Genomic DNA, 12,804 nt, shown 5'->3' with positions numbered 1-12,804 from the left:
ACAGGCCATTCGTCAGATCTGATGCCTAACGTCTTTGGTAAGCACACCGATTCAGGAAAGCTCGGGAGACGCCATGCCCAGACCACGCCGCCGACTGGCGAGCACCTGCATCGGTACGGTCACGGCCGGACTGCTGGCCACCGGCGCCGCGCTCGCGGCACCCGAGAAGGACCGGCCCGAGGGCTCGGACATCGCCATGGGCGCCTATCTCGACTACGGGCCGCCCGGGGTGGCCCGGATCCCGTACCTGTCGAGCTGGCTGGGCGGCAAGGAGATCCGGGTCGGGCACACCTATCTCCCCGGCGACAGGTGGGCCGGTATCGAGGGCAGGGTCTCGTTCCTGGAGGACTGGGCCGACTGGCGCCTGGCCGAGGACGACCGGCTGTTCGTCCTCAACGTGCCCATGCAGGAGCGGAACGAGGGCCGGGTGCCCGACTACCAGGTGGCCCAGCTGATCAGGGCGGGCGCGGAGGGCCGGTTCGACCGGCACTTCCAGCGCCTCGCCGAGCGGCTGGTGGAGCTGGGCGTCCCGGACACGGTGATCGTGCTCGGCTGGGAGATGAACGGCGTCACGTACACCCACCGGTGCGCACCGGACCCGGAGAACTGGAAGCGGTACTGGAAGCGCATCGTCAGCACGATGCGCTCCGTACCCGGTCAGGAGTTCACGTTCGACTTCGCCCCGAACCGGGGTGCGGACGCGATCGGCTGGACGAAGTGCTACCCCGGCGACGACGTGGTCGACGTCATCGGAATGGATTCCTACGACCAGGGTCCCGGCCGGGACTTCGACGACCAGATCACCCAGCCGTACGGGCTCCAGCAGCAGGTCGACTTCGCGAAAGCACACGGCAAGCCGATCTCCTACCCGGAGTGGGGGCTGTTCCGGCGCGGGGACAATCCGGAGTACGTGCGGCGCATGCTGAAGTGGATCGCGCAGCACAAGCCGCTCTACCACACCATCACCGACTACTGCCCGCACGGCGTGTGGCAGTGCAAGCAGAACCCGGAGTCCTCGAAGGCCTTCCGCGACGCGCTGACGCCGGAGCGGCCCGGCCCGGTGATCCCGACCCCGGTGGTGCCCACGCCCGTGGTGCCGACCCCGGTGGTCCCGACCCCCGTGGTGCCCACGCCGGTCGTGCCGACCCCGCAGGTCCCGACGCCCCAGGTTCCGACCCCGCAGGTGCCGACGCCCCAGGTGCCCACACCTCAGGTCCCGACGCCGGAGATCCCGAAGCCCACTCCGGTGGTCCCCACGCCCGTCGCCCCGACGCCCCTGGTGCCCACACCCGCGGTCCCGACGCCCGAGGTCCCGAAGCCCACTCCGGTGGCCCCGAGCCCGGCCGTCCCGGCTCCGGTGACCCCGAGCCCGGTCGTCCCGAGCCCGCAGGTCCCGCTGCCGGTCACGCCCAGCCCGCTCGTCCCGACACCCGAGGTCCCCGACCCCGACCCCGACACCGATCCCGAGCCCTCCCCCCGGCCCTCGCCGGCGGTCCCGACGCCCCAGGTCCCGACGCCCTCGCCGGTCGCCCCGAGCCCGGTCACGCCGAAGCCCGAGCCCTCGCCGCCCAAGCCCCTGCCGCAGCCCACGCCGCCGCCGGTCAACAGCAAGCACTGGTGCGTGCCGCTCAACTTCGGCGAGTGGCTGTCCAAGCTGGTCGGCACGCAGTCGGTCTGCATCAAGCTGGACTTCGGCAAGAACTCCGGCATCTGGCCCTTCTAGACGGGTCATCGCACCCGCAGTTCGTTGAGCCGCGCCCGCCAGTCCCTGGCGGCCGGCAGTGCCTCCCGCAGTACGTCCACCGCCCGCTCGCGCCCCGTCACCTGCGACTCGTGTACACGCAGGAGGGGCGCGAGCGCCGCCGTGGCCAGCAGGAAACGCCGGTTGACGACCGTTTCGGGCCGCCAGTGGTTCTTGTACGGCTCGCTGCCGCGCAGGAAGCTCACCACCGGCCGGCCCTCGGCGAGCGCCCGCCCCGCCTCGTAGCGCAGCAGCAGCGTCGCGACGTCCACCTTCCGCGTCCGCAGATCGGGGTCGGCCCCGTACAGGTAGCCGCCGCTGAGCCCGGCCGACAGCAGCGTGACGTTGGCCGCCACCACCTTGCCGTCCAGCCGGAACTCCGTCAGCCGGCTCTCCCCCGCCCGCACCATCCGCCGCGTGGCCCGGGTCAGGTGCTCGGCGAAGCGGGGCCGCAGATGCTCCGGCGTCACCCCGCGGCCGCGCCACTGCTTCTCGTGCAGCCGCAGCAGGGTCCGTACGGCGCGCGGCACTTCCTGCTCGGTGACCTCGTGCTCCTCGATCCCGGCCGCGTCGGTCTTGCGCAGTTTGGCCCGGACCCGCTGGGCGCCGGAGGCCGGCATGCGCTTGACCAGTTCGTCGAAGGGCAGCGTCGGCAGCTCCATGCACGTGGAGTCGGCGAGCATGCTGGAGACCCCGGGCCACTGCCGGTACAGCTCCTCGGCGGCGGCTCCGGGACGTACCTCCCGCAGGTCCACGACGGCGCCGCGGGCGGCCCGGTGCAGCCCGCGGGCCAGCGCCGGGACGACCTGGTCGGCGTACTCCGCCGCCACGAGCACGTCGAAGTAGTCGGTGATGGGGCCGCCGAGCGGCACCAGCAGGGGCATCGGCCGGTGTACGAGCATCAGCGCGGCCGCGCCGACCAGTTCCTCGCCCCGCCGGACGAGGACGATCCGGAGCCGGCCGTCCTTCCCGTACGACAGCCACCAGGAGTGGAGCCAGGCGTGGCTCTGGAAGGGGGTGGCGGTGGGGCAGCCGCGGAAGAGCCTGTTCCAGGACTCCTCCAGCCCGGCGAACTGCCGGGGGTCGCGGCACAGCGTCACCGACAGGGCCCCGGCGGAGCCCGAACTCATCGAACGGACTCCTTCTCCTTGGCCGAGGCCGGCTCACCCTGGGCGGGCAGCGAGGCGTACTCCTCGACCGGGGACGATGCGGCGGCCTCCACCGAGGAGTCGGCCGGGGAGCCGCCCGGGGACCCGGCCGGGGCACCGGTCGCGCTGTCCTCGGAGCGCCGCGCACGGCCCGGGCGGGCGAGCAGCCACAGTCCGCCCAGCAGCCCGCCGGCACACATCCCGACGGCGCCGCTGATGGCGGCGGACGGGGAGGCGGGCTCGGTCGGGGCGACCGCCTGGTTGAAGAGGAGCAGCTGGACACCGGTGTTCTTGGCGGCCTGATTGCTGCTCAGGGACAGCGCGTCGGCGACCGCGTTGGCGATGTCGGCGGCCTCGGCGGGGCTCTTCGACGTACCCGTGACGGCGATCATCGGGGACTCGGGGGAGGTCTCGGCCCGTACCTGGGTCCGCAGCTTCGCGGCGCTGATGCCGGCCCGCGGCTGGGCGTAGGCGAGGGTGGAACTGCTGGTCGCGATACGGGCGTAGGCCTGCGCGAAGCCGAGGGCGGTGGCCGGCTCGGTGGTGTCGTCGGGCACGGCGACGACATAGCTGGTGGCGGCGTACTCGGGGGCCTTGAGCACCCCGTACGCCCCGCCCGCGGCCAGCCCCAGCAGGGCGCAGGCGGGCAGCGGCCACCACAGGGGCGCCGACAGCTTCCGGCGGCGCGGCCTCCGCTCGGAGCGGTGGTCCGGCTTGCGCTCGGACCGGCTCTCGGACCGGCTCTCGGACCTGCTCTCGGCCTTCTTCTCGGGGTTCTTCTCGGACGTGTCGGCCATGGACGTGCTCGCTTCCTGGGTGGAGGGGAGTTCTTCGGGTCCCGTCGGGACCCCTTCGGGCAGGGGAGGGATCAGCCGGTGCCGGTCGGCTCCGCCGGTCCGGGCCCGACCGGTTCGCGCCGGGCACCGACGACGGCTGCGCCGCCGGCGCCGGGCACCGGTCCGGCGGCGGCTCGGCCCCGGGCCGTTCCGGCGGCGCCCGGCGCGGCCGAGAGGGCGAGGTCGTACACGTCCAGCAGCTGCCGCGCGCTGCGGGCGATGTCGTAGCGGCGGACCACCGGCGGCGGGGGCAGCCGGCGCGCGCCCGCCTCCATGTGTCCCCGCAGCGCCGCGACCAGTTCCTCCGTGCCCGTTCCGATGCGCCGGGCCCCGGGGGCCTGCGCGGCGGGCAGGTCGTCGATGGCCGGGCAGGTCACGTGCAGGACGGGCAGACCTGCGGCCAGGGCCTCCACGACGGCGAGCCCGAAGGCCTCCTCCCGCGAGGGGGAGACGAACACGTCCATGGCGGCCAGCAGCGCCGGGATGCCCGGGGTGCGGCCGTCCGCGCTGTCGCCCAGCGGATCCCGCTCCCCCAGCAGGTGGATGCGGCTCTGCGCGCCGAGCTCGGCGGCCAGCCGGCGCAGCCCCGCCCGCTCCGGCCCGTCCCCGGCCAGCAGCAGATGCGCCCCCGGCAGCGCGGCCACGGCCCGCACCAGGACGTCGAACCGCTTGCCCGGGACCAGCCGGCCGACCCCGCCGACCACGAAGGCCCGCTCGGGCAGCCCGGTGCGGGCGCGGGTGGCCCGCCGGACGCCCTCGTCGAAGCGGAAGCGGACGGCCTCGATCCCGTTCGGTACGACGTGCACCCGCGCGGCCGGCACCCCCCACCCCTCCAGCCGGGCGGCCACGGTGTCGGAGACGGCCACGGTGGCCGCGCCCAGGCGTTCGCTGGCCAGATACAGCGTGCGCACCCCGCTCGAGAGCGGCCTGCCCTCGATCTCACCCTCGCCGAGGGAGTGTTCGGTGGCCACGGTCGCCGCGGTGCCCGCGAGCCGGGCCGCGAGGCGCCCGTAGACACAGGCCCGGTAGAGGTGGGTGTGCACGAGGTCGTAGCGGCCGCGCCGGATGAACCGCACCAGCCGGGGCAGCGCCCCCAGGTCCCGGTTGCCCCGCATGCCCAGGTGGACGACGCGGACCCCGTCGGCGCGCAGCCCCTCGGCCACCGGCCCGGGGTTGGTCAGCGTCAGCACGTCGCACTGCATGGGCATGTGGCGCAGCAGCAGCCGCAGTTGCTGTTCGGCGCCGCCGACGCCGAGTCCGGTGATGATGTGCAGGGCCTTGACGGACTGGAGCGTCTTCACCGCTGCACCCCGCGCCGCAGCTCGCGCACCTGGTGGCGGAGCTGCTTGATGCGCAGCCGGGCGCCGCCGTCGGCCTGGCTGACGTGCGTACGGGGCAGTGCGTGCGGGCCGGCGAGCCGTCCGGGGTCGATGGCGCAGGCGTAGCCGTACCCGGCGGCCCGGGTGGCGTCGACGACCCGGGCGTCGAGGTGCCCGTACGGGTAGCAGAACCCCTCGGGCAGGGTGCCGGTCAGCTCGCGCAGCAGGTCGCGGCTGCCGCGCAGTTCCTGCTGGAGCACGTCGTCGGCGGTCGCGGTGAGGTCCTGGTGGAGCAGTCCGTGCGAGCCGATCTCCTGTCCGGCGTCGGCGACCTCACGGATGCCCTCGGCGGTGAGCAGGGACTTGCGCGGGCCCAGCGGGTCCCACACGTTGTCCACGCCGAGCCGCCCGGGCAGCACGAAGAGGGTGGAGGTGCAGTCGTAGCGGCTCAGCAGCGGGAGCGCGTGGGTCAGGAAGTCGGTGTATCCGTCGTCGAAGGTGAGCCCGACCAGGCCGGCTCCGCGTCCGGCGGCGCGGGCCCGCAGCAGTTCGCCGACGGAGACCCCGCGCAGACCGCGGGAGCGCAGCCACAGCAGCTGGGCTTCCAGGGCGAGCGGGGTGACGGTGATCCCGTACGGGTCCTCCGCGGGGTCGGTGAACTCGGCGACCGAGTGGTACATCAGGACCCACGGCGAAGCGGTCCGGCGGGTGGGGACCACCACGGCGGCGGGGGCCGTGTCGGTGTCAGCGGACATTGCGGAACCTCTGCGTGAGCTGGGAGATCTGACCGGGCAGGGCGGTGACTTCGAGGGCGCGTATGGCCATGCCGGTGGCTCCGAACATGGCCGGGACCAACAGGCAGCCGAGGGCGGCGCTGAGCATCGGGTCGGGGATCATCGGGCCGGCGATCCAGCCGGTGGCGCCCGCGGCGACGGCGGCGACGGCGAGCCGGCCGATGCTGAGGGCGACCCGGCGGACCTGGATGGCGATGATCCGCGAGCCGAGGCCGGTGAGCAGCAGGACGGCGGTGGTGGAGATGCCGGCGGCGTTGGCGGCGGCGATGCCGTAGATGCCCCACCAGCCGACGGCGAAGGCTCCGGCCACGACGTTGACGAGCAGTCCGGCACCCATCGCGAACGCCGGGAACCAGGTGGGCCGGGCGGTCGAGAAGAAGGGCCGGGACAGTGCGCCGACGAGGCAGTGGCCGAGGAGTCCGAGTCCGTAGACCCGCATGACGGAGGCGGTGGCGAGGGTGTCCGCGTGGGTGAAGGCGCCGCGTTCGAAAAGGACCTGGATGATCTGGGGCGCGTAGCCGATGACGAGTGCGGTGCCCATCAGCACGGCGAGCGAGGCCAGCGCGAGGTCCTGCTCCACCCGCCGCCGGGCCTTCTCCCGCTCTCCCCCGGCCATGGCCTGGGCGACGACGGGGAAGGTGACGGTGCAGATCATCAGCGAGAGCACCATCGGCATCTGCGCGACCTTCTGCGCGTAGTTGAGATGGGAGATCGCCCCGGACGGGAGCGAGGCGGCCAGGAACCTCTCGACGAGCACCTGCGACTGCCGGAACACCGCGAAGAAGATCACGGGGGCGATGACCCCGAAGGCGATGAGGGTGGGGCGGTCCCGGTCGCGCTGGTTCCGCGGGGCGGCCTTCTTCGCACGGGGCGGGCCGAAGCCCACGTTCCGGACGAAGGCGGGCAGTTGGACGAGCGCCATCAGGAACCCGCCGACCGCGACGCCCGCGGCGGCGGCCCGGACGCCCCACAGGGCGTGCAGGGCCACCATCGTGCCGATGATGCCGATGTTGTACGAGACGTAGATCGCGGCGGGCGGCAGGAAGGACCTGTGCGCGCGCAGCGCGGCGCTGAAGTATCCGGCGATGCCGAAGGAGAGCACGGTCAGCGCGGTGAGCCGGGTGCACTCGACGGCCAGTGCGGGGTCGGGCAGGCCGGGGGCGAGTACGGCGACGACGGCCGGTGCGGCCACGACGAGCAGGGAGGCGACGGCGGCCAGGAACACGACGAGGCGCGGCAGGGTCGCTCCCACCAGGAGCCGTACGGGGTCCTGCGTACGGGCCTCCCTGCGGGTGAGCCCGGCCCGGCTGGCGGCCCGCCGGGCCAGGGCGTGGCTGAAGGCGGGCACCATCAGCAGCGCCATGGCGTCCTCGATCAGCAGCGTCGAGGCCATCTCGGGCACGGTCCAGGCGATCAGGAAGGCGTCGCTGTCGTGCCCGGCCCCGAAGAGGTGCGCGATGGTCTGGTCGCGCACGAGCCCGAACACCGCCCCGGCGGCGGTCAGTCCGGCGGTGACGGCGGCGGCCTTGGCCAGGAACCGCCCGAGCGGCTGGCTCCCCCCGGGGGTGCCGGACCCGGCCCCCTGGCCGGGGGCGTTCCCACCTTGGCTCCCGCCGGGGGTGGTGGAGAGTTCGCCCGTGCGGCGGGCGTGGCGGAGCCGGCCCCTCCCTCCGGGGGTGGCAGACTCGGGCAGCTCGCCCGGCGCCCGGCTCCCGCCGGGGGTGGCCGCAAGAGCGCCCGGCCGGGCCTCGGGGGCGTCGGCGGAGCCGCTCGCGGCCCGGGCCGCGACCCGCACGCTGTGCCGGCCCGAGGCGCCGCCCGGATACCCGGCGGACCCGAACACGGGCCTGCGCGTACCCGGCGTACCGCCCCCGGCGACGAACCCGGGATCCCCGGCGACCGGTGCGCCTGCGCCTCCGGCGGACCGCCCGGGCACGCTCCGCGGGTACCCGGCCGCGCCGGAACGGCCGCCCGGGTCGACCCCGCCGACCGACCGACCGGGCAAGGCCGCGTTCCGCGAACGCCCGGCGAACCCGGGATCCGCCGGGACCGGCACGGGCGGCGCTGCCGCGGCGACGAATCCCGGATCCCCGGCGACCGGTGCACCGGCGCCCCCGGCGGACCGCCCCGTCACGGGCACACTCCGCGAACGCCCGGCGAAGCCAGGATCCGCCGGGACCGGCACGGGCGGCACGGCCGCGGCGACGAATCCCGGATCCCCGGCGACCGGTGCACCGGAGCCCCCGGCGGACCGCCCCGTCACGGGCACACTCCGCGAACGCCCGGCGAAGCCAGGATCCGCCGGGACCGGCCCGGGCGGCACGGCCGCGGCGACGAATCCCGGATCCCCGGCGACCGGTGCACCGGAGCCCCCGGCAGGCCGCCCGGCCACGGGCACACTCCGCGAGCGCCCGGCGAACCCGGGATCCGCCGGGACCGGCCCGGCCGCGGAGACGAATCCCGGATCCCCGGCGACCGGTGCGCCTGAGCCTCCGGCGGACCGCCCCGTCACGGGCACACTCCGCGAACGCCCGGCGAAGCCGGGGTCGGCCGGGACCGACGGGCCGGCGGACCGTCCCGTCACGGGCAGACTCCGCGGGTACCCGGCCGCACCGGGACGGGCGACCGGATCGGCCCCGGCGGCCGGCCGGCCGGGCAGGGCCGCGCTCCGTGAACGCCCGGCGAAGCCGGGGTCCGTCGGGACGCGGGAGGGGCCGGGGTCCGGGGCGCCCGGGACACGGGCGTGGCCCGCCCCGGCCGGGGGGCCGGAGGCGGGCCGCCAAGGCGTGGTGTCCGTCACGGGCGAGCCGCAACCCCGGGGGCCCTACCCCGTGTACCCGCACCGGAGGCGACTTCGGAACCCGCGGCCGCCCCACGCAGTGGGCCCGCACCGGCGGCACCCCCGGAACCCGCAGCCGCACCACGCAGTGGACCGGCCGCCCCCCGGGAGGGAAGCGCCCACCAGGCCGCCAGGCCGATGATCACTCCGGTCAGCACCGTGGACGGCCCGCCGATGTCCGCGTAGAGGAAGTCGGTCAGCTGCCACACGAACAGCCCGATCGCGATCAGCCCGCAGTCCCGTGCCCCGGCGCCCGCGCCGAGCCGGCGCAGTCCCGCGACCAGCAGCGCCGCCCAGCCGCCCACGAGCGCGACCAGCCCGATCAGGCCCTGCTCGCTCAGGATCAGCAGGTACATGTTGTGCGGGGAGAGCAGCGGCTGGCGCAGGTACGCCTGGCCGGCTCCGGCGGTGTCGCTGCCGGAGGACAGGCCCAGCGAGGCGTGCCCGTCCCGGTTGGCCGGGAAGCCCTTGAGCCCGACCCCCACCGCCGGCCGCTCGCGCCACATCGACTCGGCGGCGGCCCACATCGTGTAGCGGTCGGTCACCGACTGGTCGGGGGCGCTGGAGACCTGGGTGATGGAGGTCAGCCGTTCGGCGACCATCTCCGAGCCGACCCCGAACCCGCCGACCAGGACCACCCCGGCAGCGGCGAGCGCGGCGACCACCTTCAGGGCCCGCCGGATCCCGGCCAGCACCATCACCAGCACCGCCGCGCCGAAGGTGGCGATCCACGCGCCCCGGCTGAAGGACAGCACCAGCGGGAGCACCAGCGCCAAGGCGCAGCCCCCGGCGATCCGCCGGATGCGTCGCGGCAGCCCGGGAGCGAGCCCGGCGGCCGTCGCCACGATCAGCCCGTACGCCACGACGGTGGCCATGCCCATGACGTCGCCGGGGCCGAAGGTGCCGACGGCCCGGACGTCCTCGCCCTGGTAGGAGGCCCCGGTGTGGGTGGCGTACTGCACCACCCCCACCGCGCCCTGCACCAGCGCCAGGACCACGAAGCACCCGGCGGCCAGCCGGAACTCCGCGGCGCCCTGCACCAGCAGCACCACGGCCGCCGGCACCAGGACGAAGACCTGCAGGTAGCGCACGAAGCCGGGCAGGGCGGCGTACGGATCTCCCGCGGTCATCGTGGCGACCGCGAGGCCCACCGCCGGCGCGCCGAGCACGAGCACACCCAGCGGGGTCAGCGTCCGCACCCGGCCGCGCAGCGCCTGCACCGCGCAGACGAGGACCAGCAGCAGCGAGGCGGCGTCGGCCGGGCCGACCTTCCCGGAAGCGGTGGCGTCCCCCGCCGGAAGCGGGGCGAGCAGGAACAGCACGGTGGCGGCGAGCGGAAGCAGCGGCCAGTGCCGGCGCAGCAGATCCGGCCCGCCCGGCCGGATCCACCGGCCCGGTACGGCGAGACTCATCAGCTGCCCCCCAGCCTGAAGCGGAAGAAGGAGGCCGCCGTGCGGGCGAGGATCCACAGGTCCTGCCACAGCGACCAGGTGTCGATGTAGTGGTTGTCGAAGCGGGCCCGGTCCTCGATGGAGGTGTCCCCGCGCAGGCCGTTGATCTGGGCGAGGCCGGTGATGCCGACGGGCATCCGGTGCCGGGCCTCGTAGCCGGGGTGCACGGTGGAGAACTTGGCGACGAAGAAGGGCCGTTCGGGGCGGGGCCCGACCAGGGCCATGTCGCCGCGTACGACGTTCCACAGCTGTGGCAGCTCGTCCAGTGAGGACTTGCGCAGGAAGGACCCGACCGGGCTCATCCCGCGGTCGCCCGCCACCGTCCAGCGGGTGGCGGCCTCGTGCTCGTCGGCGCGCAGGGTACGGAACTTCAGCAGGGTGAAGGGGCGCCCGTACAGGCCGACCCGCTCCTGCCGGAAGATCACCCCCGGCCCGTCCCAGACCCGTACGGCCAGCGCGCACGCCCCCATCACGGGCGCGGCGGCGAGCAGGGCGATCAGGGCGAGGACGGTGTCGATGCCCCGCTTGGCCCAGCGCTCCAGCGGCCGGGCCGGGCGCGGCAGCAGCGGCTGCACGGCGTACCCCCAGAGCTGGTCCGCGGGCTGCGCCACCCGCATGCCGGTGACCTTGGCGGTGCCGGCCGGGTCGGCGAGCCACAGCCGGCAGCCGTGGTCGTGGAACAGCCGGACCAGGGAGGCGGTGCGCTCGTCGGCCTCCGGGGGGCGGGTGAACACGGCGTGCCCGACGGAGTTCTGGATGACCGCGCGCCGGATGTCCTCGTGGGTGGCGAGCAGCGGCAGGGCGCCGCCGTCACTCTCGACGGGCACGGCGGTGTCGGCGAGTCCGACCGGCCGCAGTCCGAATTCGGGGCGGCCGTGCAGGGCGGCGGCCACCGCGCTCGCCCCTGCGCCGGGTCCGACGACGAGGGCGGAGGCAGGTCGGCGTACGGCCGAGCGGCGCTGGAGCTGGTTGGCGAGGCCGCGTCCCGCGCACGCCAGGACGACCTGCAGGCAGACGGCGGTGAGCAGCGCGCTCCAGCCGATGGCCCGGGCCGGATCGGCGGCGGCCGTGACGGCGGCGACCGAGCACCACAGGACGGCGGACCGCCCGGCCAGCACGGGCAGTTCGAGGAGTGCGGAGGGGGCGAGCCGCGGCCGGTAGAGTCCGGCCTGCGCGTGCAGCACGGCGAGCAGGACGGGGGCTGCGGACAGGACGGGCAGCGCCGTCGCGGGCAGGGTCGTCGCGGTGAGTACGGCGGCCAGCGCGTCGGCGGGGAGCAGCGGGAGCACTCGGCCGCGGCGGCGGATGCGCCGGGGGCGTACGGCGGAGCGGGCCGGGTCGGCCCTGGGCCCGCGCGGGGGGTGGATGGCGGTCGCTGAACGGCGGGCCGCCGCGGGGTGCGCGGGCGCGAAGGCGCCTCCGCCGGTGGGCCCCGTGCCGCCCTGCCCGGTGTGCCGGGCGGGTGCGCTGTCCATCGTCATCGGCTGATGCGCTCCTGGTTCAAGGGCCGGGGCCTGCCCAGCAGTTCGTGGTACAGGCCGGTGACCGCGTCCGTGGTCCGCCGCACGTCGAAGTCGGTCCGGGCGTGTTGCCGGGCCTGCTCGCCGAGTTCGGCGAGGAGCCGCGGCTCGGCGAGCAGCCGCCCCAGGGCCTCGGCCAGGGCCGTCGGGTCCTCCGGCGGCACCAGGCACAGGCGTCCCTGGCCCGGCGGCAGGCTCTCCCTGGCACCGCTGACGTCGGAGACCAGGACCGGGCGGCCACAGGCCATGGCTTCGAGCGGGGCGAGCGCCATGCCTTCCCACCGCGACGGCAGTACAACGAGATCGGCGGCCCGAAGCCACGGTCGGATGTCGGCGGCGGCGCCCGCGAAGTGCACGCCGGTGCCGGACAGTGCGGCGATGCGGCGCAGCCGTTCGGTGTCGGGGCCGTCCCCGACGAGGGCGAGGCGGGCTCCGGGGACGGTGGCGAGGAGCTCCGGCCAGGCCCGCAGCAGGATGTCCTGTCCCTTCTGGAGGCAGATGCGGCCCACGCAGACGGCGAGCGGCCCGTCGCCCGGAAAGCCTGCGGGCAGGGGCAGTTCGGCGCGGGCACGGGCCTTGTCCCGGTCGGGGTCCGGTCCGCCGGGGCGGAAGTGGTCCAGGTCCACGCCGTTGCGGATCACCGACCAGCGGGCGGTGATCCCTTCGGTCTCGCCCGCGCGGCGCTCGGCGTCGCTGACGCAGAGCACCCGGTCGGCCCAGCGGGCCCCGTACCGCTCCCAGCGCAGCGCGAGCGCGCCGGTGGCCCCGCCGACCGCGTCGAAGGACCAGGCGTGGGGCTGGAAGACGGTGGGCAGGCTCCCGCGCACGGCGAGCCGGCCGGCCAGGCCGGCCTTGGCGCTGTGGGCGTGCAGGAGGTCGGGCCGCACCTGGTGGAGCACCTGCCGGGCGCCGATGATCTCGCCGGGCAGTCCGGGTCCGGGGGCCCGCCCGGCGTTCCAGGTGAGCACCTCGGCCCCGGCGTCGCGGGCGGCGTCGCCGAGGGTGCCGCCGGGCGGACACCCGACGACGGCGCGCAGCCCTTCGGCGGTCTGTGCGCGGACGAGGTCGGTGACGACCCTGGCCACACCGCCGTCGACGGGTTGTACGAGGTGGAGGACGGTCGTGGGCTGTGCCGCCCGAGGCTGACTGGGCACGT

At 75.5% G+C, this 12,804-nt stretch carries 9 protein-coding genes; 1 reads left to right on the top strand and 8 read right to left on the bottom strand.

All coding sequences use genetic code 11. The features are described from left to right. The first annotated feature begins 73 nt into the window (after nt 1-73). Nucleotides 74-1,723 carry a glycoside hydrolase family 26 protein gene (locus KO717_RS21440; RefSeq protein ID WP_301370344.1) on the top strand — a complete coding sequence of 550 codons (1,650 nt, stop codon included), beginning with the start codon at nt 74-76 and terminating at the stop codon, nt 1,721-1,723. Between the two features lie 5 nt (nt 1,724-1,728). Here the strand turns inward: KO717_RS21440 and KO717_RS21435 are convergent, their stop codons facing one another. The 8 genes from KO717_RS21435 to KO717_RS21400 form a co-directional block, all read right to left on the bottom strand. After that, the gene (locus KO717_RS21435; RefSeq protein WP_301370341.1) at nt 1,729-2,871 is read right to left on the bottom strand and encodes a GNAT family N-acetyltransferase; all 1,143 of its coding nucleotides are present in this window, start codon (nt 2,869-2,871) and stop codon (nt 1,729-1,731) included. Beyond that, nucleotides 2,868-3,686 (bottom strand): lipopolysaccharide biosynthesis protein, encoded by an 819-nt coding sequence (locus tag KO717_RS21430; RefSeq protein WP_301370339.1) that lies wholly within the window; start codon nt 3,684-3,686, stop codon nt 2,868-2,870. The genes KO717_RS21435 and KO717_RS21430 overlap by 4 nt, the downstream gene beginning before the upstream one ends. Nucleotides 3,687-3,757: 71 nt before the next feature. Next, the gene (locus KO717_RS21425) at nt 3,758-5,026 is read right to left on the bottom strand and encodes a glycosyltransferase (protein WP_301370337.1); all 1,269 of its coding nucleotides are present in this window, start codon (nt 5,024-5,026) and stop codon (nt 3,758-3,760) included. Continuing rightward, a complete protein-coding gene (locus KO717_RS21420; protein ID WP_301370335.1) occupies nt 5,023-5,799 on the bottom strand; it encodes a polysaccharide deacetylase family protein in 777 nt (258 codons plus the stop codon). Before KO717_RS21420 ends, KO717_RS21425 begins: the two co-directional genes overlap by 4 nt. Next, nucleotides 5,789-7,531 (bottom strand): murein biosynthesis integral membrane protein MurJ, encoded by a 1,743-nt coding sequence (gene murJ / locus KO717_RS21415; RefSeq protein WP_437184649.1) that lies wholly within the window; start codon nt 7,529-7,531, stop codon nt 5,789-5,791. The genes KO717_RS21420 and murJ overlap by 11 nt, the downstream gene beginning before the upstream one ends. Nucleotides 7,532-8,634: 1,103 nt before the next feature. Further along, nucleotides 8,635-10,089, bottom strand: coding sequence for an O-antigen ligase family protein (locus KO717_RS21410; protein ID WP_301370332.1), 1,455 nt, complete (start codon nt 10,087-10,089; stop codon nt 8,635-8,637). Beyond that, complete coding sequence (locus tag KO717_RS21405) at nt 10,089-11,609, bottom strand: exopolysaccharide biosynthesis polyprenyl glycosylphosphotransferase (protein ID WP_437184542.1); 1,521 nt, start codon at nt 11,607-11,609, stop codon at nt 10,089-10,091. The genes KO717_RS21410 and KO717_RS21405 overlap by 1 nt, the downstream gene beginning before the upstream one ends. Then, on the bottom strand, nt 11,606-12,802 hold the full coding sequence (locus tag KO717_RS21400; protein ID WP_301370330.1) for a glycosyltransferase: 1,197 nt from the start codon (nt 12,800-12,802) through the stop codon (nt 11,606-11,608). The genes KO717_RS21405 and KO717_RS21400 overlap by 4 nt, the downstream gene beginning before the upstream one ends. Nucleotides 12,803-12,804: the final 2 nt, after the last annotated feature.

It is taken from the genome of Streptomyces xanthophaeus (assembly GCF_030440515.1).
Classification (GTDB): Bacteria; Actinomycetota; Actinomycetes; order Streptomycetales; family Streptomycetaceae; genus Streptomyces; species Streptomyces kutzneri.
This window is presented reverse-complemented; position numbering and strand designations above follow the sequence as displayed.

Bases quoted from the DNA above. Each gene is read 5' to 3' on its own strand.
- KO717_RS21430 (WP_301370339.1), bottom strand. From the start codon at position 3,686: ATGGCCGACACGTCCGAGAAGAACCCCGAGAAGAAGGCCGAGAGCAGG.
- KO717_RS21440 (WP_301370344.1), top strand. From the start codon at position 74: ATGCCCAGACCACGCCGCCGACTGGCGAGCACCTGCATCGGTACGGTC.
- KO717_RS21435 (WP_301370341.1), bottom strand. From the start codon at position 2,871: ATGAGTTCGGGCTCCGCCGGGGCCCTGTCGGTGACGCTGTGCCGCGAC.
- KO717_RS21405 (WP_437184542.1), bottom strand. From the start codon at position 11,609: ATGACGATGGACAGCGCACCCGCCCGGCACACCGGGCAGGGCGGCACG.
- KO717_RS21420 (WP_301370335.1), bottom strand. From the start codon at position 5,799: ATGTCCGCTGACACCGACACGGCCCCCGCCGCCGTGGTGGTCCCCACC.
- KO717_RS21410 (WP_301370332.1), bottom strand. From the start codon at position 10,089: ATGAGTCTCGCCGTACCGGGCCGGTGGATCCGGCCGGGCGGGCCGGAT.